A 26,363-nucleotide genomic window follows, 5' to 3' on the forward strand; every position below is an offset into this window, starting at 1 on the left:
CTAGGGGAGTGAGTTGAGGTCTGTGCCTCGCAGCTGCAAGACCAACGCCTTTGCCGTTCCTTCCCTGCCAGTATCCCATGCCGCCCGGTAGCGCTCCTCATACTCAGTCCTGAACGAAACAGAGTCTTCGAAGGGCAGGACTTCAAATCCGCGTTCACGAAGGCCGTGCAAGATGCGTTCATCCAAAAGGAGGCCATCCGGATCAAGAGCGATCCAGAAGCGTGAAAGATCGGCAGGAAACTCCTGCAGGATGCGGTCGATCCAAACACTCATTTCTCGCCATCCGCTAACTCGCCAACGCGCAAAACGAGAAGTGCATGCAGATCTGGCGAATAGGGTGCCGCTGCCTCTAGTTGCGCCATCCGCGCCTCATGCTCGCTCTGGAGACGTTTCCTGCGATAATCACGAACCGTTTGAAGCCCAACCTTTCCTATTGCTTGGTGGCGAGCTTCAAAAGCGAAGAGCGCGCGTCCGCGCTCTTCCTCAATCCTTGTCTTGTGCTCTGTAACAAGATCAGAGAACACGCGCTCACCTTGAGCGATGGCAGCGGACTTCGACCGCCTAAACCAGTCGTGTGAGTCTTGTGTTGCATCGTTTTCGATCTGTTCGACTTGTTCCGTGAGAAGGAGGTCCCAAATGCGCTTTGCTGTGGGTTGGAAGGCACGACCCTCGTCATTGACGAACACGGATAGGAAGCGGCGACGGCTGAAATCGTCAGCGGCTAGGCTGATTTCCCAAAGTGACCAAACACCTCTGACGCTCTCAGGAAGTCCAACTATGCGCACGGCAGGTACAGGCTGACCAGAGATGCATCGAGGCAGATCCGCAATCAACGCCTGTGCCCGAGGGTCTTCAAGCGTCACCCATTCGATTTCAGGTCGATCTGCTGCGGTTCGCGCGTCAAAGCATACGGTGGCTGACTCGCTGCCATCGGCCCAACGTATCCGCCAGGCATCACCGTCTCTTGTAGCTTCTCCTCCACGGGCTGGCAGTCCAGTTGTAATTGCGCGCTCAAGCCAGAACTGAGCAGGATGGTCGCGCCACTTTCGCGCGTCATCCGCATCCAGATCGTGCCCGTCAGCTAAAAGATCGCTACTCTTCCGGCTTTCCGTCAGCGTGGTTCGAAGCTGAGTCAGGACTGCATCGCATTCGGTTTCGATCGAAGCAGGATCTTGAAGCCCCTGAACGAAAAGCTCATCGAAGAGAGGCTCCGACTCGACCGAATCCATCACATCAGCAACTTTATCCACGCCAAACTCTTCGGCGATTACCGCAAGTTTGGCTTCGAGGACTTCCCGAACGCGATGCTCGACCGTATCTTCGAGCACGAAATTAATTGCCCGTACAATATGAGGCTGACCGATACGATCCACGCGGCCAATCCGTTGCTCGACCCGCATAGGGTTCCACGGCATGTCGAAGTTGACAATGATGTGGCAGAATTGGAGGTTGAGCCCTTCGCCGCCAGCGTCCGTGGAGACCAGAATACGTACGTTCCCTGAAAATGCCCGCTGAGCTCGGCCACGCGCTTCCAGATCCATACTCCCATTGAGCGTCGTAACCGAGAAGCCCCTGCTCTCAAGGAACTCCGCGAGCATAGCCTGTGTTGGAACGAACTCGGTGAAGACCAGGACCTTCAGTTCAGGATCGTTCTCTTCCTGCTGAATCTTGTAGATCTGCTCCAAGAGCGCCTCGGCTTTGGCATCAGTTCCCTGTGCCTCGGTTTCTCGCGCGAGAAATAGGAGTCCCTCTACGTCTTTTCTCTCATCGCCCAAAGCTTCAAATGCCACGGCAACATCAATCTGATCATCACCCGTCAGCTCATGCCAATCTCCGACACCTTCTGTAGAAAACAGCTGCAATTGACGGTGATCATCGTCCAGAGCAAGTAGCCGCCGTTCCAAGGTTGCACGGATGGCCGCAGTGCTAGAAGTCACCAATCGCTGCATCAGGATCATCAGGAAGCCGATGTGTCTTTGCTTCGATGCCATGGCCTGATTGTAGCCGTGACGAACGTATTCAGTGACTGCTTCGTACAAGCCTTGCTGCGCGCTGTGGCGATCCAACCAGGCGACCGCTTGCGTCCGTGTCACCCGGGGCTTGAACAGGGGTTTGCCTTCGGCATCGATCGCCAACCGCTTTTCGGTTCGGACGACGAAGGGGCGGACACGATCACTGGATATGCTATTTTCATCCGGAAAGGAGTCACGGTCGAGAAGCTGCATCAGGCGGTGGAATTGGTCGGTTTTGCCCTGGTGTGGCGTTGCGGAGAGAAGCAAGAGATATGGCGCAGCTTCGGCAAGTGCTGCGCCAAGCTTGTAACGCGCAACCTGGTCGGTGCTCCCGCCCATTCGGTGGGCTTCGTCTATGATCACGAGATCCCAGGATGCCGATATCAAGTCTTCGAAGCGTTCACGGTTATAGGTGCTCAGCTGCTCCGCACTCCAGCCGCGCCGACCTTCAAGCGGCTTCACGGAATCCAGGGAACAAATCGCCTGATCGTGCAGCCGCCAAAGATTTTCCTCGTCATCGCGAAATTGCCGATATGCGGAAAACTCGGACGGCTCGATGAATTGGAAATTCTCACCAAAGTGAAGGCGCATTTCGGCCTGCCATTGCCGCACCAAGCCTTTGGGTGCCACGACAAGGATCCGCTTCGCCATGCCGCGAAGCTTGAGCTCGCGCAGAATCAGCCCGGCCTCGATAGTCTTGCCAAGCCCGACTTCATCCGCCAATAGATAGCGGATCCGGTCCCGGCTCATGGCGCGGTTCAGTGCGTAAAGCTGGTGCGGCAGCGGCACGACGCTCGACTGAATTGGTGCCAGAAGCAGGTTATCCTCAAGCGCATCCAAGAGCTTTGCCGCAGCGGCAGTATGCAAAATCTGGTCGACTGTCGGCCGAACAGCATCGAGTGGTCCTAGATCACGCGACCGGGCACGGACGACGGCGTCTTTGCCCGGCAGCCAAACCCGATATGAAGTCTCGCCCCATATCTCCTCCCGGTCCACGACACGGCAGGGCGCGGCATGTCGCTTATGCCAGCACCATGTGCCAATGCCTTGCCCGCTGTCCGCATCTTTCATGTATTTTTCTCCAAGCGGATTAGCGAAGTATCGTACAGTTCTATGACGTCATCTACTTTTGTATTGTACGGTAGAATTTTTGGCTTTCCAAAGCCCTCAGGGTGAACCGAAACGCCCAAGACGATCACTTCAACGCCTGCTGCAATTGCAGCCTCGAAAGCTTGATAATAAGCAGGATCACGCGATGCGCTCACCTCAAAACTTCGAGCGTCGTTGCGTTGCACGAGAAATAGCAGGACTGCACGATGCCCAGCAGAAGCCTTGCGCGTGAGAGATTTAAGTTGTTTTACACCTCTCGGTGTTGGGGAGTCAGGATAGCGAGCCACGCCATTCTCCACGACAAGGCTTATCCCCTTTGCTCCGGCGGCACCTGATGTAGTGCGAAGCGGCTTGCCAATCTAGAATGTTCTGGTATTGTTCTTCCCATGCCAGCCAGATGGAAAAACGACAAACCCATGTCCCGCCCCGCGTTCGACGCCAGGTTTTCTGATGAGGAAGCGTGTTCGCATTATCTGGTGGAACATCGTTGGCCTGAGGGCTTCGTCTGTCCTTCCTGTGGCACCTGCAAGGGCTGGCCGTTAAAGCGAAATCGCGCGACTTGGGAATGTGCCGGTTGCGCACGGCAGACATCCGTGACGGCTGGCACGGTAATGCACAGCAGCCATTTGCCGTTGCGAATTTGGTTTCTTGCCGCGCACATCATCACCAGCCATTCCAACGGCATGTCAGCGCTGCAACTTCAGGCGCAACTTGGCCTTGGCAGCTACAAGACGGGTCGCCATCGTCGCTCGGACCGATGGCGCTTCTCGGCGACCTCCTCTTGCAAAAGCTGCGGCGGTCGATGGTCAACCCTGACCGCAACCCCCTAAAAGACCTTGTCGAAATCGATGAAACAGAGATGCCGTTCCGGTCCCGGCATGATCCCGAGGACCGGCCAAAGGGTGGGCGCAGCCCGGTTGGAAAGATGTTTGTCGTCTGTGCCGTCGAGTTATCAAGTGACGGACATCCGCGCCGTATCAGGATGAAACACATTCCCGACGGCGCGTCAAAGACGCTGCACGGGTTCATTGGTCAGGCTGTAGAGCCTGGCGCTCACATCATCACGGATGGCTGGCTCGGTTACGAAAATCCTCCTGCAAACACGCATGAGGCAAAGGTCGTCAGCGGCAAGAAGGCACACGACATACTCCACTGGGTCCACCGCGTGTTCTCCAACCTAAAAACGTGGGCAAAAGGCGTCTTCCACGGCCTCAGAAAGTGCCATCTACAACGCTATCTCGACGAATTCGTGTTCCGCTGGAACCGACGGCGACACATGCGAAGCGCCTTCGACACGCTGCTGGGGATCGGTGTTGGTCTCGGGCCAGCGACATATCGTGATTTTGTTGAACAGCGCGCCTGAAGGGCCTCGTTCACGGCAAAAGCCACGCCCTATAAACCCACCAGACGTTACAAACTGATCCGATCCGCCTCTAAAGCCACAAGGGCAAGATTCTGCGCCGCGTCAACATGTGGGGCAACCGGACTAAAAGGGATAAGCCTTTGTCGGATCATTAGGGCAAGTAACCATAACCTTCATAAGGCCTTCGCAAACTATGTCTATTCCCTCATCAAACCAATGAGATTGCCCACATGCGCACTGAAAGCTGTCCCTATATATAGACATATTCATTACTGGTTTTGCAGCTCTCCCAAAATCATCTGCAAAGCTCTCAAAATCCATCATTTTCATAATTAGTATATCTCCATCATTTTCACAGTTAGTATATTTCCAGAAATGCCATCACCACGGCCATCGACGTTTCTTCTTCTCATCTGCGCCAAGAAGCGCAGTAGCCTGTTGTTTACACGCATTTCTGTCAGACTACATTTCTGATAGCAACTCCCGTTCCAGCATGGCTTCTAGTGCTTCAACCTTCACTTGAAGACGGGTCGCGTAGTGTCCAATTGAGACGGTTTCGTGACTGTATCAGTGGACGCTGCGGGGAATTCGCGATATAGTTCAGATGGATCTATAGAATAACGACCGGTTCTGGATTGACGTCTCGCCCCTGGAACAATGCCTAAAAAGGCACATCGTTTATATCATACGTTGATCCGTCACTGTTGGTCGCCGTGGGAATTTGCGCAGAGTAGGGCTGACCATCCGTAAAACACTGCCGCATGGTCTCTCAGAAAGGACCGTTTTTTTGAACGGTCAGAATTGCAGTCGTTCAGATGCCCTTTTCTCGATAGCCGACATTGGTCTTACATAGGCCAGTGGTCGCTAAGTCCGCAAAGCTGACCTCTATTCAAACCGCAGCGAACGGCAGCTGTCCGCCCAACCTCACTGTTGTAGCCGTGCTGAAAGCTGGCGAACCGAACTCAAGAATTAACTGGTTTCGGACTGACCACCACTCGAGGACGCCTGATCTAAACGCGATATTCTACTTCGTCCGTGCAACTCTTTTCCGGTGCAGCGCTTAAGCACACGAGCGCCTAACGGTTTGTTTACTTTCCGTCCTCTGTCACCCCATGCCTTGAAGAATGAAACGATCGCGTCGATCTCATGGGGCTCTGCAGCACCAGCGGCACGCAGTTCCTCCAGTGCAGCTTGGGCTTTTCCGTGGGTCATCCACTCGGTTTCAGGCCCATCAGGCGCGGACCACTTTTCGCGCAGAAAGCCGTTGAAGAGCGCCGTTTCTTCCGAACTCAACAACTCTGGACTGTGAAACGCCACCAGCCGTCGACCAAGCTGGCGCAGCCGTGGGTCGGTAAGGCTGGCGACGATTTCCTGGCGCCGCGGCCAGGTCGCATGCTGGAACTCCTGCAGCAGTTGCTTGTCTGCGTTGGAGTAGAACTCCCCGTAGATCTGCCGCTCAACGGGCTTGGGCGGCGCGTCAGGGTCCTCGACGAAACGGGCGGCCATTGCCGCGCCCACACGCAGGCGAAACGCAGGTGCCTCTGCGATGACGGCGGCACGGCGCAGATGTTCCTCGCTGGGCGCCGTATGCTCGAGGAGCGCCGGTGCTTTATTTGTGGAAACGCCCCGTATGATCTTCGGTGTGGCATCGACGGCCGCAAAGATCGCCTCATCAGACGCTTCGACGAATTCGGCTGGGTCCGCGGCATCAAGATCAAAAAATGCCGCTTGGGCCCTGTTCCCTTGGGAGTATCCGCAGAAACAGCCGGTGTAGGATCGAGGCTCACCGCCGCCAAAGCGGGTGACCAGCTCATAGGGACGGAAGCTTTCCAGCTTCGCCTGCACGCGCGCCTTATGCGCGTTATCGAGCAACTCGGACCACAGTGCTGGGCTCCTCATCGCAATCAGACGTGCGATATGGATGGTCGCCTCGACATCCCCCAAAGCATCATGTGCGTTATGAGCCTTGAAGCCATTGGCGGGTGCCAGTCGATCCAGCTTGAAGCTGCGGCGGCCCGTATCATCCTTGGGCCAAGCCAGGAGATCAGGTTCCCGAACATAGGCGGCATAGACGGCCGGCAGAATGTCGAAGCGCGTGTTTCCGTTGAACTGCGTGGCATAAACATTGGGTGAGAGGTTCCGGTAGAAAGTCTGCCGCAGCACCTCCTCGTCAAACTTGATCGTATTGTAGCCCACCCAGATCGCAGGCGCCCACCGCTCTGTTAACTCGGCCACCTGTTGCGAAAACTCGAAGAGCGACGGCAGACTGGGGTCAGTCAGCTGATCAGGGGTAACGCGCGTGACGACTAACGCCTGAGGCGACGGCAGGATGTGCGGCGCCAGCCGGCAGCGAATATTGACCCGATCCTTTTCCACAAAATTCTCATCAGTATAGATCGCGGCGAACTGCAACGGCTGGTCAAATGCGGGTGAAAGACCGGTGGTTTCGAGGTCGTAGAATACAAAGTCCATGACTAAAGCCTACCCATAAATGAGGAGGCCGTCAGCCTGCAATGGCTGCCTTTGGACCGGACCGTGCCTTTCAGCATTTTGGATGAAAGCGGCATTTAAATGCGGCCTCTTTCAATATCAGCGAGCCTCGATTTCAGCCGCGCTGACATAATCACGTCAGTCGCTGCATTCGCGGCAAGCCTCTTGAGCGCTTGTAGCGCCCATCCCGATTTCTCAATGCGCTCTGACGCGGCCATGATGTGTACAACCGCCTCATCAATATCTAGCGGGTTGGGATCATAGCTGCGCCCCGCCAATAGATGGCCGATCGCATGAAGCCCAACTTGTACGGCGAAGGCAGGTTCTTTGATCGTAAAATCCCGCGCTGCGCGAGTCAGCGTGGCGGGCGCAGCATCTGGCTGCGCAGCACACTCGAGGGCTAGATCAAGATATTTTGCGGTCTTAGCCGCTGCAAACCACTTACCCTTTTGGCCCTTGGTGTCGATCAGATCTTCGAGGATCTGACGCGCATCAAGATCCGGGTAGCGCTTCACCAGATCGCGCCACATTGCGACATAGGTGTTGCCCGAGACAGAGGGTAGACCGAAGCGGCGATAGGCCTCTTCCTCGCGCCCCTGCGCAACCAGAATGCGTTCGCAGAACTGCGAGATGTCATGATAGCCCCAAGGCTGACGATCACCCTGCAGCAGCGCTTCAGCATAGGCGAGAGCTTCGTCTTCCCGCCCTTGGCGAAGTAAAGCCTCAGCGCCAAACCGTTCATCAAACCAGAGACGGGTCTTCTTCTTTTGCAATAGGTCCAGCAATTCGTCGTAGCGTCCGGCCTCGAGCAGGCAGGACAGCGTAAGCGTACCCGTCGTGACATGTGCGAAGCTCGCGTGATCCGACCACGCGGCCTCGATCATGTTGAGATCCCTGTCGGCATGCAGGTTTATCAGGGAAGGACACGCAGCGATTTGCCCAAAGCACTGCGCGATCGGCGCGAGATAGTCCACGCCGTCATCCATGATCGCTTCACGCAGCTGCTAGAGCCATTTCGCACGGTTTTTTTCATCGGCGGGTGCATCGATCACGATCGGGAGCAATTCCTCCAGCGTTCGGGCCACAGCGTTGCCAAGCGCACCCGACGATGTGTCAATATGCTCGAAGGCAGGCCAGATGCGTTGGGCAAGCGCGATGACACCTTCCGCCGCCTTCGTAGGATCGGTACGCGCAACGACCCGGATCTCGGAGCTTGCCGATTTGAGTTTCTCGATCGCCTTGGTTGACGACTTCCAACTATAGGCACCCGCTCTCATACTCGGCTTGAACGCCCATTTTTGAACCGGCTTGCTCGCCATCTATAACCTTTCCATCATGCGCAGCGCGTTGGCTTCAACGGCCTCGGCTGTCTGTACAACGTATCCTTTGGTGGCACCCACAAGCGCGCTCACCTCGGCCATAACCGTAACTCTATTGGCAACCATCGCGGAGACAAGCTGCTCTACACGGCTTTTGACATCGGTCGGACGATACCAACCTCCCGTGCGAGGGCTTCCCAGTGCCGGCCTGCAATCGAATCCGGGCGCCGCTTTTTACCGCAGATGGATGATCTCGGGGCTCGTATTGAAGTAACGAAAGGATGAGTATTTTGTCGTCCACAGAAGCTAAGTGCCACCCTGCCCGCCTCAACCGATTTTGCTCTGACAGTACCCGTTCAGCAATCGACAACGATGTCGGGTTTTGCCATTATCCCTTATTAATAAGGCAGTCAATAAAAGTCAGCTCAGCTAAACTTCGAACTTGTCCACGCTTGTTGATCAGTTCGATAGAAACAGGCAATGCAAGCTCACTCCCCGCCACCGCTTGGAGCCTCCCCTCACTGACCATACTTTCCGCGAAAGAACGCGGCAGGTATCCGATGTAGTGCCCAGTCAGGATCAATGTTGCGATCCCCTCTACCTGGTGAGCCTCGGCATTGGACCTTATCCCGCGCATCATGGGGGCCACTTTCACTTCGTTCAAATATGACCGCTTAGCCAATAATGCGTCAGCCATTTTTTCTCGAACACGCTTCGGGTCACGACAATCAAACAGAGAGTTGCCCGGCGAACAATATAGATCGACATACTCTTCGCTGATTTTTTCGTAACTAATGCCTGGCTTGTGTGCGTGGAAAACGCCAATACCAAATGAAATTTTCTGATCCAAGATACCAAGTTCGAGGTCGTCAGGAGCCAGCGTGTGAATTTCCAAGCTGACATCCGGTGCTACCTTTGTGAATGCAGATAGCGCCTGAACCATGGCCGACGTTCCATTGGAAATCCAGTTATCGATGACACCCAAAGAAAGGTGACCAACAATGTTCTCGCGCACGCCAGTTACAGTTTTTCCGAAATCCTCAAGAGATAGAAAGAGCTTTTGTGCAGCCTCGTAAACTAGGTTCCCCTGATCCGTCATCTGGAAACCACCACGGCCTCGATTGCACAGTCGCATACCAAGACGGGTTTCAAGGTCAGATATTTGTCTAGAAATCGTTGAAGTCGAGACATTCAGGTCAACCTGAGCGGCCGAGAACCCACGCGCCTCAGTGACAACTGTAAAGACATGTAAAAGGTGCAGGTCAGCCTTGGATAGGACACTTGACAACATACAATAGTTATAAGTTGTATGAATGTGAAAGTAAATTCCTGATGTATGTAGTTTTAGGAAACCTTTAGTTGCGCGTACGCTTTCTCATACACGCTGTGAATCACCGAAAAAAACCAAACGGAGTTTGAAATGATCAAAGTTACACTTCCGATAGCGACTGCGATGACAATGTTGTTGAGCACTGCTGCAATTGCACAAGACGTCGTAATTGGTGTGCCCAACTGGGCGTCTGCTGCGGCAACTGCAAACATCCTGAAGATAGCGATTGAGGATAATCTTGGCCTTGAAGTCGCTCTTCAAAATGGCACCAACCCCATCATTTTTGAAGCGATGGATACAGGTTCTATGCATGTACATCCCGAAGTGTGGATGCCCAACCAACAAAACCTTTATGACACCTTTGTCACTGAACGCGGCAGCGTAGCGATGAATCCAAATACGGTACTATCCGACCAAAACATCTGCGTGACCCGCGCCACTCAGGAACGCACCGGTATAGTAGCGCTTAGTGAGCTGACAGATCCAATCATGTCAGCAAATTTTGATACCGACGGTGATGGTATGGGTGAAATGTGGATCGGTGGCGCCGGTTGGGCTTCAACCAACGTGGAAAAAATTCGCGCGCAATCGTACGGCTATGCTGAAACAATGCAGATGATGGAAATGGACGAGGCTCTTGCAATGGCGCAGGTTGATGCCGCAATCGCTCAGGACAAGAACATTGTTTTCTACTGCTATACGCCACATCATATGTTTTCACTTTATGACCTTGTGAAGCTCACAGAGCCTGCATACGACGCTGCTAAATGGAACGTTGTCCAGCCAACAGACGACCCAAATTGGCTTGAGGTTTCCACGGCGCCGACCGCCTGGGATGCCACACGGTTACATGTTTTCTACTCGGTTGCTCTTGCAGACACGCAGCCACTGGCCGCTACCATGCTTGCCAACGTGTCTTTCGATACAGAACAGGTCAACGGCATGGTCTATGCACTTTCTGTTGAAGGTAAAGATCCCGCAGTATTTGCACGTGAATGGGTCGATGCAAACGGTAGCCTCGTTGACGCTTGGTTTAAGTGATTGGCCGTCGTGACAGCACGCTGAAAATCGTGCTGTCACGACATTCAAGTTTCAAAATATTTGACTTTTTAAAGATGCCGTAAAGTCAGGAAGTGTGATCCGATGACCGATACCGTAATTGAGCTAGACGGCGTCTGGAAAATATTTGGTGCCAGCGCCAAGACCGCAATGAAAGCAGTTCAGGAACGGGGGCTGACCAAATCTGAAGTCCTCTCCGAATTTAACTGCGTTGTGGGGATTGCGGATTGTTCCTTCTCCGTTCAGCGCGGTGAGATTTTTTGCATAATGGGCCTTTCCGGATCGGGCAAGTCGACACTGGTGCGGCACCTTAATCGACTGATCGAACCGACCGCAGGGCGGATTTCTATTCTTGGCAAGGATATGCTTGGGCTGGGCGTTAAGGAGTTGCGTCAGATCAGATCAAAAAACATCGGAATGGTGTTTCAACACATGGCGTTGTTGCCACACCGTACCGTACGCGACAACGTGGCCTTACCGCTTCAGGTTCGAGGCGAACCAAAAGGTGTCCGTTGGAAAATTTCACAATCCTGCTTAGACCTCGTCAACTTGACTGGGTATGAAGACAGGTTTCCGTCAGAGCTTTCAGGTGGCATGCAGCAACGCGTCGGCTTGGCCCGTGCTCTGGCTTCGAACCCTGATGTGTTGCTCATGGACGAGCCCTTTTCAGCGCTTGATCCTTTAATCCGGCGACAGCTGCAAGACCAGTTTATGGCACTTTCTGCAGAACTGAAAAAGACAACTGTCTTCATCACACATGATCTCGACGAGGCGATCCGTATCGGACATCGTATCGCGATCATGAAAGATGGACGTATCGTTCAGATCGGCACACCCGAAGAAATTGTGACTCAACCTGCGGACGACTATGTCCGTGATTTTGTCGAGGGGATTTCCAGACTGAAACTGGTTTTCGCACATTCCATAATGGTCAACCTTGACGATTACGTACCAGCCTCTGGTGAGAACTTAACAAACAGTCCTCGCGCGCACCATGGAACAAATTTGGATCAATTAATTGATATCTCGACCACGACGGAATTCGCTGTGGTTATAACCGATGACGATGGGAATGACATTGGCGTCGTGGACAAATCGACGCTTTTGAACGGGATGAAAGGGGGCAAGGCATGACAAGCCTAAATCAGCAAGATGTTTTCAACTCACTTGACCAGTCGGTTGCAACATTTGTCACAACAAACACTACTTATTACGAGACGGAATTCGCTCGTATTCAAGGAAAAATAGGCTTCTCCAGGTCATGGAACACATGGGCTGCAATTTTTGGACCATTTTGGGCCGCATCACGTGGGGCTTGGGGTTTTTTTTGGTCCTTTCTTGTTCTTGAGCTGTTTGCACTTGTGCAGATCGTGCGCGGACTTTGGGGCGAGCTGGGTGCCGATCAGCTTGAACGCTACGATCGACTGATGACCAATATTGCGGGCCGCGAAGTCCAGGCTGCAGAGTTAATGGCCAGTGGCGATCAGGCAGGGGCTGATGCAAAACTGAACATCGCCAATAACTTGCGTGCTGCCGCCGATCTCGCCCTAGATGCCGCAAGTGCCGCAAACGGAACGGCCACGATGGTCCTGCTGGCTGGCCTTGCGCTGATGCTGATGCTGAAAATCTGCGAGGGGTTCACCGCCAATACTGTCTATGAGGCGCAGTATCTGCGCTGGCGCGCTTCGCATAATGAACAAGTTGGCCTAAAAGTCAGCAGCCTTGTGTTAGGTGTTTTGGGAATACTTGCAATCTGGCCTCTAACCCTGATCCGCTTCACGGTCGGGAACCCCGAAGAGGCTGTTGCTTGGTTGACCGGCGGCATCTTGGGAACAAAGGTTACAATCACGGAGTTCCCCGTTGGAAAAGAGTACTTTTCTGCATTGTCTCGCATAGGGGACAGCGGATTTGATTTTCTGGCCATCCAGTTTGGCGACGTTTTTGACGGCATCACGGCAACCATTCGCTGGGTACTCGATGCACTTGAGATACTGTTGATCCAGACACCGTGGCCCGTAGTGATGTTTGTAATTATTGTTATGGCATACCGTTTAGCAGGTCCACGTGTAGCGATCTTTACAGCTGCGTCACTGGCCTATCTGGCATTCATGGGATTGTGGGAACTGTCGATGATCACCGTTGCCCTCATTGGGGCGGGCGCATTTCTATGTATCATCATTGGTATTCCCCTCGGCATTTGGTTTGGAAAGTCACCGCGCGCTTATAACATCGCAGAACCGATACTCGATTTCATGCAAACCATGCCCGCATTTGTTTACCTTATTCCAATTATTGCGTTCTTTGGCACGGGCAAACCACCTGGCGTGCTGGCGACACTGATCTTTGCAATGCCACCTGTAATCCGTCTCACCGCATTGGGTATGCGCGGCGTGCCTGAAACCACCAAAGAAGCGGCAACCGCGTTTGGGTGCTCACCTTGGCAATTGCTCACCAATGTGGAGCTTCCGCTTGCGTTGCCTTCGATCATGACAGGAATAAACCAGACCATTCTCATGTCACTTTCCATGGTGGTCATTGCATCTCTGATCGGCGCTGAGGGGCTGGGCGCTTTAATTTTGGAAGCACTGCAATACGCAGCAAAGGGTCAGGGATTACTCGGAGGATTGGCAATATTACTCTGTGCGATGGTGATCGATCGAATTGCCCAAGGCGCCTATCGCAAGAGCGCTAAGCAACACAAGTAGCACCAACACAGTTGAATAGAGGTGGACGCAGATTGCTGTTCCACCCTACTAAAAAGGAAGAAAAGTTATGGCCGATGAACATCTCACTTCCATGATGGAGAACTTATATTGGTGGGGCATCGCAACCATGTTTCGCTGCCCAAACGAGAGCCCCGAAGGCAACGATATCGCATTGATCGGCGTACCTCATTCTACTGGTAACGGCACCACAGAGCGCGATCAACATCTAGGGCCGCGGGCATTGCGAAACGTATCGGCAATGGCGCGACGCGTACATAGCTCGTTTGAAATTGACCCTTGGAAAGCTGCCAATATCGTCGATGTTGGCGACGTGCCATTTCCACGCGCCAATGACAATGAAGACTGCATCGAACAGATTACGCAATTTTATACTGATATCGACAAATCTGGGGCGCGGCCTGTCTCTGTTGGAGGCGATCATTCTATCACAGGTGGCATTATACAGGCACTTGGATGTGGCAGTATCGCTGGTGGAGAACCAGTATGCCTCTTGCATCTGGATGCTCACACAGATGTTTTCACCAAAGTCGATCACTTTCTAGGCGCGAAGAAATCCGCAGCCCATTGGGGGGCCTATCTGGCCGATCAGGGTAAAGTTGACCCGACCCATTCTATGCAGATCGGATTGCGTGGCCATGCACGGACTTTGGATTGGTTAGAGCCCTCCTACGAATATGGCTACAATGTTGTCACCATGCGAGAATTTCGCCAACGTGGCCTGGAGGATGTGATAGCGCAGATCAAGAAGGTCCTGAATGGGCGGCCTGTCTACATCACCTTTGACCTTGATTGCCTTGACCCAACAATAGCCCCTGGTGTGTCTAACATCGAAGCTGGCGAAAAGGGTTTTGATATCGACGAGGCCGTCGCACTACTGCATGCGGTGCGCGGTATGAACATCGTTGGTGGTGACATCGTCTGCATGATGCCAACTAAAGACAGCCCAAACCAAATAACCGCACTGACGGCCACGGCCATAATGTTCGAGATGATTTCGATGATAGCTGAAAACGTTTCAACTAAAGCAAGGACCCAATAGATGACGACACCGTTTTTCCAACCTGTTTCAGGAATCGACCTTCCGCGATTTGCCGGCGTGCCAACTTTTATGCGTCTCCCACACCTAACACCAAACGACCCCGCATACACAGATGTGCAGATGGGGTTGGTTGGTATCCCTTGGGACAGCGGCACCACAAATCGGCCAGGCGCACGCCACGGCCCACGTATGCTTCGCGATCTGTCCACAATGATCCGAGCCGGAAACCCTGTGACTGGAATCAATCCATTCACAATCGTCAACTGTGCTGATCTGGGAGATATATCACCCAATCCTGTCGATATCATGGACTGCATGGAGAGGATCACTACGTTCTATACTGATCTGAAAAACCGAGGTATTACGCCAATGACAGCAGGAGGTGATCATCTGTCCACTTTGCCTGTTTTGCGTGCATTGGCCAGTGACAGCCCTGTCGGTCTAATTCAGTTTGATTCACACACCGATCTGTTCGACAGCTATTTCGGTGGAAATAAGTTCACACATGGAACGCCGTTTCGCCGGGCCATTGAAGAAGGACTGGTTGACCCCAAACGGATGGTGCAGATCGGCATTCGTGGTACCGCCTATAACTCGGAAGATGTTGAATGGGGCGAAGCGCAAGGTGTGCGTATTATTCGAATTGAGGAATACTTTGATCGCGGAATTAAGGACGTCATGTCCGAAGCCCGCAAGATTGTTGGCTCAAGGCCAACTTACTGCACCTTCGATATTGATTTTGTTGACCCAGCTTATGCCCCAGGTACTGGCACCCCTGAAATAGGTGGTCCCACAAGCTTTCAGGCGCAACAGACTATTCGGGAATTATCCGGCATCAACTTGATTGGCGCAGATCTGGTGGAGGTTTCACCTCCATTTGACCCAAGTGGAACAACGGCTTGGCTCGGAGCTTCATTGATGTTCGAACTGATGTGCGTTCTTTCGCAGGCCATTAAAGCTGAATGATAAGTTCATATCTCCGGGATGGGTGCTGTTAGACGAATGCGCTCCAGTATCAGTTCTCTAGCAGCCTCAACCTCTTAGACTGCCCAGAGGCCGCGCCACTTAGTAAGAGCGGCGGCACAGTTCAGCTTGAAATTTGATTGGTTGTAAATATGACGCTACGCATTGAAATGGTTGTGGACTGAGGCGTGGACGGCGACGAGTTTCTGTAAAATTTACATCCGCCTAAAGCGAAGCATAGCCCTCTCTCTTCGTCTAAAGGGCTAGTGTGAATTCTCCGCCCTGTTATTAAGCCAGCGGCCAGTTTCTTGCCGGTCAGCGTTGCCGATTTTGCTCTGACAGTACCCTTAAACCTCATCGAACTACCGGTAGGTCAGTAAGCCGCGTCGTATACCGTGGACTTCGATGATCCGACCTAAGCTGCCAAGGGCGCTTCATACCTTCACTCGCCAAGACCAACGTTTTCTTCCCAAACCGATTATTGACTTGATCAAGCGCGCTCATGAGAGCCGCTGATTTTGGTTTCTCAACATCAAAAAGGGTCAGCGGCCGATCCTCGAAACGAATAAGATCAGCGAGCATTATTCCGGCTTTCGTAAAGCCAAACGCCTGCCCCTCCCCCTTTGGCCAAGCCGCTTGCGCGTACCGCCGCGCCGCTTCCACCAGATCGAACGTATCTGACGACATCGGTGTAATCCGTGTCGAGCGAGACCCTGAATACTGCGGTCGGTCTAAGCGGTGCCGGTTCGTGTGGAAAAACACCGTCAGCGTTCCAGCCACCAAGCCATGTTGCCTTAGCTTCTCGGCTGCGCGGGTCGCATGCGCAGTCACCGCCTGAAACACTGTGTCAAAATCCTTCATAGGCGTTCCAGCAGACCGCGTAACAGCCATACCTTTGCGTTGCGGCTCTATGTCATCAAATGCGATACAGGCTTCACCTTGGAGCTCGAGGACCGTCCGCTCCAAAACAACTGAACCAACCGCCCGCGCTTGCTTTGTCGGCATATCCCGCAGTTCAGCGGCGGTATATGTGCCAAGCTTTTGTAGTTTGGCGTCTGTCTTACGCCCAATCCCCCAGATGTCACCAACGGGCACCATTGGCAGAAGCCAGGTCGCCAATGCGTCATCCGTCACGTCCAACACTCCCCCAAAAATTGGGTTCTTCTTCGCTATGTCATTGGCACATTTAGCCAGCGTTTTGGTTGGAGCAATTCCGATCCGCACCGGCACGCCAATCCGGCGCAACACCTCACGCCGCATCGCCCGCGCATGTTTATCCCGATCTTTGAAACCGCCAAAATCCAAGAAACATTCATCTATCGAGTAGATCTCAACGTTGGGTGTAAAATCCTCGTACACCTCGACAACGCGACGGCTTATGTCGCCGTAAAGTGTGTAATTAGAGCTGAACACCCGGACGCCATGCGCTTTGATCTTGTCCTGCAACAGGTGCAGCGGTTCGCCCATCTTAATGCCGAGCGCTTTTGCTTCATCACTGCGCGCCACGGCGCACCCGTCATTGTTTGACAGCACGATCACCGGCACGTTCTTTAAAGTGGGATCAAATATCCGCTCCGCTGAGACATAGAAGTTTGCGCTGTCCGAGATCGCAATGGGCCGCTTCATTCAAGATCATACCGCCGCACTACACCTGCAATGACGCCCCATATCTCGCTGTCTTCCGTCAACTCGATATCTGGAAAGCTCTCTTTGCTGTTGGCCGGAGCCAAGAAATACCGCCCGTCCCGCTTGCGCAACATCTTCGCAGTTACAGCACCTTCAACGACTGCCAAAACAGCACGCCCAACTCGACGCTTACCAGCACGGTCTACGGCAATAATATCCCCATCTCGAATGCCTGCATCCCAAAGGCAATCACCCTCAACACGCCACCAAAACGTCGATGATGGGTGCCGGACAACCCACGAAATAGGGTCAATCTCGTCCTCAAGGTCATCTCCAGCAGGCGACGGGAACCCTGCGCTGACGGCGTTAGCAACCAGACGAACAGGCATACCATTTGCAATGACTAGCGTCTCAACTGGAAAAACAGGCACAGAGATTCCCCCTTGGTGTTCTTGTAATGTTCTCTTATCTCTCGCAGTTTGATGTGAGGAGTCAATGACCAACGGCGGGCAACGAGGAGTATCACCAGGAATGACATCACTGCATCCGTAAAACCTAAAAAGTGATCCAAACTAAACGGATGGAGCCCCCATCGGCGGCATTCATGCAAATGCTGCATGGCGGCATTGCGGAAAGGGCCATTGTGCAACTGCAGCATGGTTATACATCTTAACCACAAGAAACGCACAAATAACTAAAGAAATCGAGTGTGTATAGGTTCAGGTGTTTTGAGACTCACACGACTTTGGCCTGAGTGATTCGAATGTACTCCATTGGTGTCTTGCCTTTCAAGGCATGATGAGGCCTGAATGTGTTGTATTTATTGACGGCTTTTCGAAGTTCAAACCGCATCGCTCCTATGCTGTCGGCAATGAGATCACGACATGCATAGAACTCTTCGCGGAAGGTGCGGTTACCGCGCTCGACACCACCGTTGTATTTTGGCCTTGCTGGCGGCAGCACAATGAGCGGGATCTCCATCTGTTCGCACGCTGTCTCAAAATCGGCCATAAACTCAGACCCGCCATCGACTTGAATTGAGATGATCTTATAGGGAGCTATTTCCACGAGTTCTTGCAAAAACCGTTTGGCAGAGCGTGCCGTGGCATTCGAATAAACTTGCGCGTGGATATGCTTGCTACACCTCTCCCAGGCTTGAAAGTGTTTGCACGTGACGCCGTTCTTCGTGGCAGTCATATGATCGATCTGCACACGCTCGCCAACCACAATATCTTTGTAATCCCTATATTTCCATCCCTTGGCATGCCCCTTGGAAAAATTACGCTTGCGCTTTTGGGGCGCAGATCTTGATCGTGTGATCAGGCCTTTTTTCCTTAGAAAGCTCAAAATGCGCCCCACGGTGCTATCGCTCATGGTTTGCTTTTTGTCGCGACGCAAGATGGCCCCTATTTTCTCCTTACCGTAGGTTTCATTGTCGCGGCGGGCCTCAAGCACCAATTGCTTTTCTGCCTCGCCCCACTGTGACTTGTTGCAGCGTTTGGGAGCCTTTGAAGGCGGTATGATTGCCTGCGCCAAATCCTTCAAAATACGCTTGTGACGGTAATATGTCGCGCGCGAGATGCCGACGAATTCAGCGCACTTTGATAGAGAAACGCCCTCTGTACGTAAGTCGTCCCATTGCCGAACCTGACCTTCGTATTTGATACGGTACACGTCCAAACATTCTTGTGTCCGCGCCCAAGCATAAAGTTTATAAACGTTCTTGTGCAGTCCGATGATTTGCATATTGGCCTCGTGAGCTGGTTTCTTTCAATTCTCAGTCTCCGAGGTCGCCTAAATCTTGGCAACAAAATTTTGTCTCACATCTATCTGAACTTATTCAAGTGGCGACATGACAACATTAACAGCACCATTTTTTTCCGGCTCATCACTGAGATCTCGTTTTGAGGCGTTCCGCGCTCAGATGTCCGAGAACGCAGCCAAGCGTAAGGTCTACTTCACGATACTGAAGGAACTTGAGCAGTGTTCCCCACGTGACCTGCAGGAACTTCGAATTACGCCATCGTCGATCCGTCAGATTGCCCACGAAGCAGCTTACGGCGCGTAAGACATAAAGCTCGGATCTTTCCCCTCCTCTCAAACAGTCAGATCCTGACAAGGCCAACACACAACCTCTTTCATGAAGCAATGCTTCAAACACCAGTTTCGGAACCGCCCACCTCCTCCCGGGTGGAACCGAAAATACCGCTGACGGCGCTCACCTCCTCCCGAGCAATGTTGGCGAAGACGCGCCTTGCTTCTTCTCCTCCAGAGACGCACCGAGGCGCGGATACATAAGAACGGTCATGCTCACCTCCTCCCAAGCATGACCGTTTTTTGGTTTAGAAAAGCGATGCAGGAACTTGGTCCATACGCTTATCGCCTCCGATAGGTCATTCATCAAGACGTTAGCGCCAGTATAGTCACTGACTGGCCCTGCTGTGATAAAGAAACGTATAGGGCGTCCACTGGAGTCTGTGATCGCATGCATTTCCATGGACCAAGCCGGTGGATGACCTCAGCTTTGTAGAGGCCGTTTATCGTTTCGGCCAAGGCGTTATCACTGTTCGAGCCTGAGTCTGCTACGTCTTTACTCAACACCAACGGCGCCTTGACCGGTTCCTTCAAATGGAAAATCTCGGCCACCAGATCGTGACGCCGCAGGGTCACGCGGAACAGAAACTTGACGCCTGTCCAAATCTGTTCAACACGTCCACCATTCCCTGTCCTACGTTTGTGAAACTATCTTACCCCGCGCTGCGATGCATCTTGTCCGTCGCGATCTTTTGCACGTCAGATCTAATGAATATGGGGCGTCACAAAGCACTTCAATTCATTGGATACTGTACAGACAAGTCAACTACGCTGTAGCGCGACAATCTAGATGCGCGCTACACAACTACGCGGCATTTTTCCATTTGATCGGGGTCACGTAGACGATGCGATCGTCTACGCCGACCATGACTTCACCATCCTGAATATTTACCTGCACCTTCATCGAGCGATTTGCCAGCTCGCCAAGATCACGGGTCTCTTCTTGCGAAAAATTCATGACCTGAAGATTATCAAAACGAGTAGTATTATTTCTGAGCTTTTCCCACCACATCTCAGCGGTTCTGCCACCGTAACTATAGACGATCACCTTGCTGGCTTTGCCACAGGACTGACGCACAACCTTCTCGCTCGGAAGGCCCAGAGCAACCCACAATTCCAGCTCACCACTTAGGCTTTTCTGCCAAACCCTCCGTGCCAATAAGCGTGAGGCAATTGACTGGCTAAAGTTTACACTTGAGGGCGTAGGAGAACGAACCCATGGTTATGCCTTCACAATCACCACTTTCGCCAGATGCTGGATCTGGAGCCGTTTTGGCCCCGACGTCGCCTCCCCGCGTTGTTAATGCGCCGTTGGCTCCCACAGCGGAACTGACGAGCATCCCGAAGCGGCGCAACTTCACAGCCAAATACAAACTGCGCATTCTGGATGAGACGGACCAAGTGGCAGACACTGGCGGGGTTTCCGCCATTCTACGGCGGGAGGGGCTTTATTCCTCTGCACTGACCGATTGGCGCCGTGCGCGGGCGGCCGGCACATTGGGTGCATTGCAGCCAATGCGCCGTGGCCCACAAAAGGCACCTGCCAATCCATTGCAAGCTGAGCTGGCCAAGGCCAACCGTGAGGTGACAGCCTTGCGGCGCCGTCTGGATCAGGCGGAAGCCATCATTGCCATCCAAAAAAAAGTGGCGGGACTTCTGGACGAGATGGAGCAGACGCAAGAGCGCAGCGGCAAATCATGATGGCCGTCGCGATTGCATTGCCCACCGGCAGCGGCTTGACCTCGGCTGTCTGCGCCGCGCTATCATTATCGCGCGCGAGCGTTCTTCGACAGCGTGCGGCGCTGACGGCACCACCACGCACACGCCCACCGCGCGCAGCGTCTTCGCGGGCTCTGCCGGAAAGGGAAAGAGACCAGGTATTGCACCACCTGCGCGAACCCCGCTTTGCGGATCAGACGCCCACAGAGGTCTTTGCCACCTTGCTGGATGAAGGCACCTATCTGTGTTCAATCCGCACGATGTATCGGATATTGGCCGCGCAGGGCGAAGTTGGCGAACGCCGCCGACAGCGCACACATCCCGTCTATCAAAAGCCTAAACTTCTAGCTGAAGCCCCCAATCAGGTCTGGTCTTGGGACATCACCAAGCTGAGGGGCCCGGTGAAATGGTCCTACTTCTATCTCTATGTCATCCTCGACATCTTCAGCCGCCGCGTTGTTGGCTGGCGCGTCGAGCACGCGGAGAGCGCCAGCCAGTTCAAAGAGCTGTTCATCGACGCGATGGAAAAACACGAGGTTCCACGCGATCAGCTGACATTGCATGCAGATCGCGGTGGGCCCATGAAGGCAAAGACGACAGCCCTGATGCTGGTTGATCTTGGTGTGCTCAAGTTCCACAGTCGGCCCCACACCTCAAACGACAACCCGTTCTCCGAAGCCCACTTCAAAACACTGAAATATCAGCCAGAGTTCCCCAAGAACTTTGAAACCATCGAGCAGGCTCGCGCATTCTGCCGCAGGTTCTTTGCATGGTATAACCAAGACCATCATCACGCCGGGATTGGTCTGATGACGCCCGACCAAATCCATTTTGGGCAGGCCCAAGAAATCTACACCGCGCGACAAGCAACACTAGACGCGGCATTCCTCGCCACGCCCGAACGCTTCGTACACAAACCACCAAAACCGCCTCAAATCCCGACCGCCGTCTGGATCAACCCACCAAAACCAACCGAAGAAACCCAAGCCTAAAGTCCAAAAGCCACTGTCTCAAAGTCGTTGACACGTTCCGAAATGTCGGGCTCATCATCCGTTGAAAGACCCTTGGTCATTTCCAATTGCTCATGGGCATTCAGGGAAAAGGCGAGGAGACGCACCATCAGTCTTTCATCCGTCTCTGAGGGGTGTTTTGCCACAGTTAGTTTGTGCGTCTCATAATAATGGCGATCCATATCGGAGACGGAAAGCTCAACTTTGTAGATGGTAGCTTTTTGCGCCATGACATGCTCCAGAATTGCGAAGATAGTCGTGCCTAATGCGTCTGGTGACTTTCCGAAAGCACTTTAAAAGTTTGCGTATACTTGGCGGGACACTAGGTATGGCCAAGTTGTGTGACTTGCAGGAGCTGGATGGTTGGTTCGTTTGAGGTAACTACATTCAAGGCCAAAGCTAAAGCATCGGGTACATTGAAATCACGACCCCAACAGATATGATCCACGATCACGCTGCGCGGGTCCGGTCGTTAGAAATTGTCGGCGATGTCTTGACCCAACTGCTTGCACAAAAAAGTTAGACTGGTCCTGTTTGCAGGTATCGACACTCTCGGCCCAAAGCCACCGCCCAACAGTAATCTTGGATGCTGCGTTGCGGCCCGTCGAAGGAGACATTCGTTGCTAAGCCGCAATCAAGTCGTCAACGAAGTATGCACCCCGCCTGTTGCGGCATGATAGTCCTGTCCGCCGATATCAAAAAGTGTGTCCTCGCTCTGGGTGATTAGTGTCGCGGGCAGGCAGATCAGGATATCGACATCCGCGTCCGCGTGTATTTCCTCCAGTTTTGCCAGTTCGATCAGATTGGCGCGCAGCCCGTTCATCTGCCAGTTTCCGGCGGCAAGTTTACGGGGCTTATGACAGTCCTTTTATCTGATCTCAGGATTTGTTATCAATTTCGGGAACAATCGGAAAGAGTGGTGATGTCTTTGTCTGTTCCACGTATTGATGCAACGGCTTTGTTAGCCGGTGATCCCGCCACGCAAAACTGGGTGGCAGAGGCCGCAACCGGTGTGGGTTTCATGACCATTTACAACACGCCCGTATCAACCGCACAGGCGCAGGCTGTTCTGGCGGCGTATCATGCGTTTTTTGCATTGCCCGTCGCTGAAAAGGCCGCCTGTGATATGGCGCAGACTGGATCAAACCGGGGGTGGGGCGCGCCGGGTTCAGAACGGGTCGATCCGGACGCGAACTCGGATTACAAACAGGTCTATGATTGCGGGGTGGCGCTCGCGCCGGATAATCCGCTCGCCGCTTTGCCATGTTATGCCCCGAATATCTGGCCTGTGCAGCCAGCGGATTTTAGGGTTGTTTTGCAGGACTATTATCGCGATGCCACGGCGCTCGCACTTGATCTGCTTTGTGCTGTTGTAAATGCAGCAGGGCTTGATGGTGAGTATTTTCGCAGTCAGTTTGATCAGCCCATGGCCTTGCTGCGCGGCAATTACTATCCTACCCGGCCTGCTTGGGCAGGTGAGAAGGATTTCGGAATTGCAACACATACTGATTATGGTTGTCTGACCTTACTGGCGACTGATGGTTCGCCGGGCCTAGAGGTCCGCACGCGCGGTGGTGGCTGGATCCCGGTCTCTGCGCCGCCGGGTGAGTTTGTGATCAACTTTGGTGAGATGCTGGAGATGTGGACAAGCGGCCAGATCAAAGCGACGCCACACCGTGTTGTGGGCACCGCGCATGAACGCATTTCGGTGCCTTTGTTCTTTAACCCCAATCATGACGCCAATATCGCACCGTTTGGGTCAGACAGGGTGATCGAGGCCCGCACTCATGTGGAAACCCGCTATGCGGAAACCTACCTGCATCTGAATGCCAGCTAGGAACATCCCCTACAATACGCACATATGCTTACCCCACCGTCCATGTGGAACAAAGCTATGAAGTCTGGCCGGTCTTCTGACTGGGGGTCATTTGAACTGCGTGCCTTCCCGGATTTCTCCAGTGGCGTTTTACACAGACCATCACCCTTTACAGCGTTGGGTGAGAACGGCAGTGCAAAAGTGAGCCACGGAAGTGGCAGGATTATCTTGCTGCAGGCAAAGTAAAACTTTGCCACTTTAGTCTTTTCTGTTTTCAGGGAGGGCGGGAGTATTTTCAGCGTGGAACTTTACAGAAAGGTCCGCCTCGCACGTCGAGGTGGCATGAGCGAACGAGCAGCAGCCGTTCATTTTGGGATATCGCGCGCGAGCGTGAAGAAGATGATGAGCTTTTCGGTTCCGCCCGGATATCAACGAACTGCGAAGATCAAGCGGCCCAAGCTTGATGGCTTTACCGGCTTCATTGATCAATGGCTGCAAGACGATCTCAGCCGGAACCGTAAGCAACGCCACACGGCCAAGCGCATTTTTGAACGTCTGCGGGACGAGCATCAATTTCGAGGCGGGCAAACCACGGTCAAGAACTATGTCCGGGAACATGGCCGCCACCATCGAGAGATGTTTGTCCCACTGGCACATGCGCCTGGCCACGCTCAGGCGGATTTTGGCGAAGCGATGGTCGTGATCGGCGGTGTGGAGCAGAAGGCACATTTCTTTGCACTGGATCTGCCCTACAGCGACGCATGCTTTGTGCGTGCTTATCCTGCAGCGGTCTCCGAGGCCTGGGTTGATGGCCATGTCCATGCCTTTGCCTTCTTCGGGCGGGTGCCGCAGTCGGTTCTCTACGACAACGACCGGTGCCTTGTTGCGAAGATCCTGCCAGACGGTTCACGCAAGCGGACCAAACTGTTCAGCGGGTTTCTGTCGCATTACTTCATCCAGGATCGTTATGGTCGCCCGGGCAAGGGCAACGATAAAGGCGCCGTTGAGGGTCTGGTCGGATATGCCCGGCGCAACTTCATGGTGCCCATCCCTCATTTTGCCACGTGGGAGGCATTCAATCTTTGGCTGGAAGAGCAATGCCGCAAGCGCCAGAACGATGTCTTGCGCGGGCATAGCGACAGCATCGGGCAACGCTTGGCCCGCGATCTTGAGGCCATGATGGATCTGCCAGCATCTCCGTTCGATGCCTGTGATCAGGCCAGCGGCCAAGTGAACTCGCAAGCATTGGTGCGCTATAAAACCAACGATTATTCCGTTCCGGTTGCCTATAGCCATCGTGACGTCTGGCTACGCGGCTATGTCGATCAGGTTGTGATTGGCTGTGGTGGCGACGTCATTTCCCGCCACCCAAGGTGCTGGGACCGCGAAGACATGGTCTTTGACCCGATCCACTACTTGCCCCTGCTGGATCAGAAGGCGGGCGCATTGGATCAAGCCGCCCCTTTGGCGGGCTGGGACTTGCCGGACGAATTTGCGACCCTGCGCCGCTTGATGGAAGCCCGAATGATCAAGGCGGGGCGGCGTGAGTATGTACAGGTCTTGCGGCTGCTGGAGACCTTCGAGATGGGGGACCTGCACATCGCCATCAAAAACGCGCTGCGCATGGGCGCAATTGGCTTTGATGCCGTCAAACATCTTGTGCTTTGCCAAGTCGAGCAGCGGCCACCCAAGCTGGATCTGGATGTCTATCCCTATCTGCCCAAGGCCAATGTCGGCACAACATCTGCAGCCAGTTACATGTCCTTGATGCGGGGGCAATCAGCATGACTGAAGCTCCCCAAATCCTTCTGGACCACCGCCTCAAATCGCTGCGGCTGCCGACCGTTCTGCGGGAATACAGCAAACTGGCCAAGCAAGCCGCAGCCGAGGGACTGGACCATGTGCAATTCCTTGCACGTCTAATCGAACTGGAGATGATTGACCGGGAACGCAGGATGATCGAGCGCAGGATCAAAGCCGCAAAGTTCCCAGCCGTTAAAAGTCTGGACAGCTTCGATTTCAAGGCGATCCCCGCCCTGAACAAGATGCAGGTGCTGGAGTTGGCGCGTTGCGAATGGATCGAACGGCGTGAGAATGTCATCTCGCTTGGCCCCTCGGGCACCGGCAAGACCCATGTCGCCTTGGGCCTTGGCCTATCAGCATGCCAGAAAGGCATGTCCGTTGGATTTGTCACCGCCGCCGCACTCGTCCATGAGCTGATGGAGGCCAGAGACGAACGCAGACTGCTACGGCTTCAAAAGCAGATGGTGGGTTACAAGCTGCTGATCATCGACGAGTTGGGCTTTGTGCCACTGAGCAAAACCGGCGCTGAGCTGCTGTTTGAATTGATCTCCCAACGCTACGAGCGCGGATCCACGCTAATCACAAGCAACCTGCCATTCGACGAATGGACAGAAACATTTGGGTCAGAACGCCTGACAGGCGCACTCCTCGACCGCCTGACCCACCACGTCAACATCCTAGAGATGAATGGCGAAAGCTACCGCCTTGGTCAGAGTAAGGCGCGTCAGGCAACGCCCAAAACCTGAACCTCAATCAGCATAGATTGGCCCTGACGGGCCAAAGCATCCGGGCAAACGCCAGCTATATGACAAGCGCAGCTGCCCGGATGCTGGCGCTCGTCTATACGCTGATTGTCCCAACCCCAAAGTGGCAACATTTTGCGC

At 53.6% G+C, this 26,363-nt stretch carries 22 protein-coding genes, 5 pseudogenes and 1 riboswitch; of the genes and pseudogenes, 11 read left to right on the forward strand and 16 right to left on the reverse strand.

The features are described from left to right. From OA238_RS33290 to OA238_RS30120, 3 genes are read right to left on the reverse strand one after another with little or no spacing between them, the layout of a single operon-like run. Positions 1-273: a hypothetical protein gene (locus OA238_RS33290; RefSeq protein ID WP_217591578.1), complete on the reverse strand. Its 273-nt coding sequence runs from the start codon at positions 271-273 to the stop codon at positions 1-3. Continuing rightward, on the reverse strand, positions 270-3,083 hold the full coding sequence (locus tag OA238_RS11515) for a DEAD/DEAH box helicase (RefSeq protein ID WP_015495296.1): 2,814 nt from the start codon (positions 3,081-3,083) through the stop codon (positions 270-272). The genes OA238_RS33290 and OA238_RS11515 overlap by 4 nt, the downstream gene beginning before the upstream one ends. After that, positions 3,080-3,481 (reverse strand): DNA/RNA nuclease SfsA, encoded by a 402-nt coding sequence (locus OA238_RS30120; protein WP_083906710.1) that lies wholly within the window; start codon positions 3,479-3,481, stop codon positions 3,080-3,082. The genes OA238_RS11515 and OA238_RS30120 overlap by 4 nt, the downstream gene beginning before the upstream one ends. Positions 3,482-3,508: 27 nt before the next feature. Between OA238_RS30120 and OA238_RS11525 the strand changes: the two are divergent. Then, positions 3,509-4,485: pseudogene (locus tag OA238_RS11525) on the forward strand (IS1595 family transposase). 969 nt (positions 4,486-5,454) lie between these two features. Here the strand turns inward: OA238_RS11525 and OA238_RS11535 are convergent. From OA238_RS11535 to OA238_RS11545, 5 genes are all read right to left on the reverse strand, one after another. Next, positions 5,455-6,957 (reverse strand): exodeoxyribonuclease I, encoded by a 1,503-nt coding sequence (locus OA238_RS11535; protein ID WP_015495297.1) that lies wholly within the window; start codon positions 6,955-6,957, stop codon positions 5,455-5,457. Between the two features lie 95 nt (positions 6,958-7,052). Further along, entirely contained in the window at positions 7,053-7,961 is a 909-nt protein-coding gene (locus tag OA238_RS11540; RefSeq protein WP_245581504.1) for a hypothetical protein, read from the reverse strand. Positions 7,962-7,979: 18 nt separating this feature from the next. Further along, entirely contained in the window at positions 7,980-8,294 is a 315-nt protein-coding gene (locus tag OA238_RS33730) for a hypothetical protein (RefSeq protein ID WP_245581505.1), read from the reverse strand. Further along, complete coding sequence (locus OA238_RS34475) at positions 8,295-8,420, reverse strand: hypothetical protein (protein WP_275450499.1); 126 nt, start codon at positions 8,418-8,420, stop codon at positions 8,295-8,297. A 262-nt stretch (positions 8,421-8,682) separates the two neighbouring features. Continuing rightward, positions 8,683-9,585, reverse strand: coding sequence for a LysR family transcriptional regulator (locus tag OA238_RS11545; RefSeq protein ID WP_015495298.1), 903 nt, complete (start codon positions 9,583-9,585; stop codon positions 8,683-8,685). A gap of 129 nt (positions 9,586-9,714) precedes the next feature. On the opposite strand from OA238_RS11545, the gene OA238_RS11550 reads away from it, so the two are divergent. The 5 genes from OA238_RS11550 to speB all read left to right on the forward strand — a co-directional run bounded on the left by OA238_RS11550 (position 9,715) and on the right by speB (position 15,414). Continuing rightward, positions 9,715-10,665: an ABC transporter substrate-binding protein gene (locus OA238_RS11550; protein WP_015495299.1), complete on the forward strand. Its 951-nt coding sequence runs from the start codon at positions 9,715-9,717 to the stop codon at positions 10,663-10,665. 102 nt (positions 10,666-10,767) lie between these two features. Further along, on the forward strand, positions 10,768-11,817 hold the full coding sequence (locus tag OA238_RS11555) for a quaternary amine ABC transporter ATP-binding protein (protein ID WP_015495300.1): 1,050 nt from the start codon (positions 10,768-10,770) through the stop codon (positions 11,815-11,817). Next, entirely contained in the window at positions 11,814-13,388 is a 1,575-nt protein-coding gene (locus tag OA238_RS11560; RefSeq protein WP_015495301.1) for an ABC transporter permease, read from the forward strand. Before OA238_RS11555 ends, OA238_RS11560 begins: the two co-directional genes overlap by 4 nt. A 67-nt stretch (positions 13,389-13,455) precedes the next feature. Beyond that, entirely contained in the window at positions 13,456-14,448 is a 993-nt protein-coding gene (locus OA238_RS11565; protein WP_015495302.1) for an arginase family protein, read from the forward strand. Continuing rightward, entirely contained in the window at positions 14,449-15,414 is a 966-nt protein-coding gene (gene speB, locus OA238_RS11570) for an agmatinase (RefSeq protein WP_015495303.1), read from the forward strand. A 74-nt stretch (positions 15,415-15,488) separates the two neighbouring features. Here speB and OA238_RS33740 read toward each other — a convergent pair. From OA238_RS33740 to OA238_RS11585, 4 genes and pseudogenes are all read right to left on the reverse strand, one after another. After that, positions 15,489-15,743 (reverse strand): annotated as a pseudogene (locus OA238_RS33740) (DDE-type integrase/transposase/recombinase); the annotation flags it as partial. Between the two features lie 22 nt (positions 15,744-15,765). Further along, positions 15,766-17,037, reverse strand: a complete 1,272-nt coding sequence (locus OA238_RS11575) for a Y-family DNA polymerase (protein ID WP_015495304.1) — start codon at positions 17,035-17,037, stop codon at positions 15,766-15,768. After that, positions 17,034-17,468, reverse strand: coding sequence for a LexA family protein (locus OA238_RS11580; protein WP_015495305.1), 435 nt, complete (start codon positions 17,466-17,468; stop codon positions 17,034-17,036). The genes OA238_RS11575 and OA238_RS11580 overlap by 4 nt, the downstream gene beginning before the upstream one ends. A gap of 304 nt (positions 17,469-17,772) precedes the next feature. Further along, a complete protein-coding gene (locus OA238_RS11585; RefSeq protein WP_015494160.1) occupies positions 17,773-18,783 on the reverse strand; it encodes an integrase core domain-containing protein in 1,011 nt (336 codons plus the stop codon). Between the two features lie 106 nt (positions 18,784-18,889). Between OA238_RS11585 and OA238_RS30130 the strand changes: the two genes are divergently transcribed. After that, entirely contained in the window at positions 18,890-19,105 is a 216-nt protein-coding gene (locus OA238_RS30130; RefSeq protein WP_083906711.1) for a DUF1127 domain-containing protein, read from the forward strand. A 312-nt stretch (positions 19,106-19,417) separates the two neighbouring features. On the opposite strand, the pseudogene OA238_RS33745 reads toward OA238_RS30130, so the two are convergent. Both OA238_RS33745 and OA238_RS11600 read right to left on the reverse strand, forming a co-directional pair. Then, positions 19,418-19,531, reverse strand: a pseudogene (locus OA238_RS33745) (IS5/IS1182 family transposase); the annotation flags it as partial. 405 nt (positions 19,532-19,936) lie between these two features. Next, a pseudogene (locus tag OA238_RS11600) lies at positions 19,937-20,278 on the reverse strand (YaeQ family protein); the annotation flags it as partial. 71 nt (positions 20,279-20,349) lie between these two features. On the opposite strand from OA238_RS11600, the gene OA238_RS11610 reads away from it, so the two are divergent. After that, positions 20,350-21,842, forward strand: a protein-coding gene (locus OA238_RS11610; protein WP_085982755.1) for an IS3 family transposase whose coding sequence is annotated in 2 segments (ribosomal slippage) — positions 20,350-20,800 and positions 20,800-21,842 — 1,494 coding nt in all. Because the reading frame shifts where the segments join, the coding sequence is not laid out codon by codon here. 32 nt (positions 21,843-21,874) lie between these two features. On the opposite strand, the pseudogene OA238_RS11615 reads toward OA238_RS11610, so the two are convergent. Both OA238_RS11615 and OA238_RS11620 read right to left on the reverse strand, forming a co-directional pair. Then, positions 21,875-22,090 (reverse strand): annotated as a pseudogene (locus tag OA238_RS11615) (YaeQ family protein); the annotation flags it as partial. 404 nt (positions 22,091-22,494) lie between these two features. Then, positions 22,495-22,683, reverse strand: coding sequence for a beta/alpha barrel domain-containing protein (locus OA238_RS11620; RefSeq protein ID WP_015495308.1), 189 nt, complete (start codon positions 22,681-22,683; stop codon positions 22,495-22,497). A gap of 33 nt (positions 22,684-22,716) precedes the next feature. Here OA238_RS11620 and OA238_RS11625 point away from each other — a divergent pair, with 33 nt between their 5' ends. From OA238_RS11625 to istB, 3 genes are all read left to right on the forward strand, one after another. Continuing rightward, entirely contained in the window at positions 22,717-23,697 is a 981-nt protein-coding gene (locus tag OA238_RS11625; RefSeq protein WP_015495309.1) for an isopenicillin N synthase family dioxygenase, read from the forward strand. A gap of 49 nt (positions 23,698-23,746) precedes the next feature. Next, positions 23,747-23,952, reverse strand: a riboswitch (cobalamin riboswitch). A 24-nt stretch (positions 23,953-23,976) separates the two neighbouring features. After that, a complete protein-coding gene (gene istA / locus OA238_RS11630; protein WP_044036712.1) occupies positions 23,977-25,464 on the forward strand; it encodes an IS21 family transposase in 1,488 nt (495 codons plus the stop codon). Then, positions 25,461-26,225, forward strand: coding sequence for an IS21-like element helper ATPase IstB (istB, locus tag OA238_RS11635; protein WP_015494275.1), 765 nt, complete (start codon positions 25,461-25,463; stop codon positions 26,223-26,225). Before istA ends, istB begins: the two co-directional genes overlap by 4 nt. Positions 26,226-26,363: the final 138 nt, after the last annotated feature.

Origin of the sequence: Octadecabacter arcticus 238 (assembly GCF_000155735.2) — a bacterium.
Lineage (GTDB): Bacteria > Pseudomonadota > Alphaproteobacteria > Rhodobacterales > Rhodobacteraceae > Octadecabacter > Octadecabacter arcticus.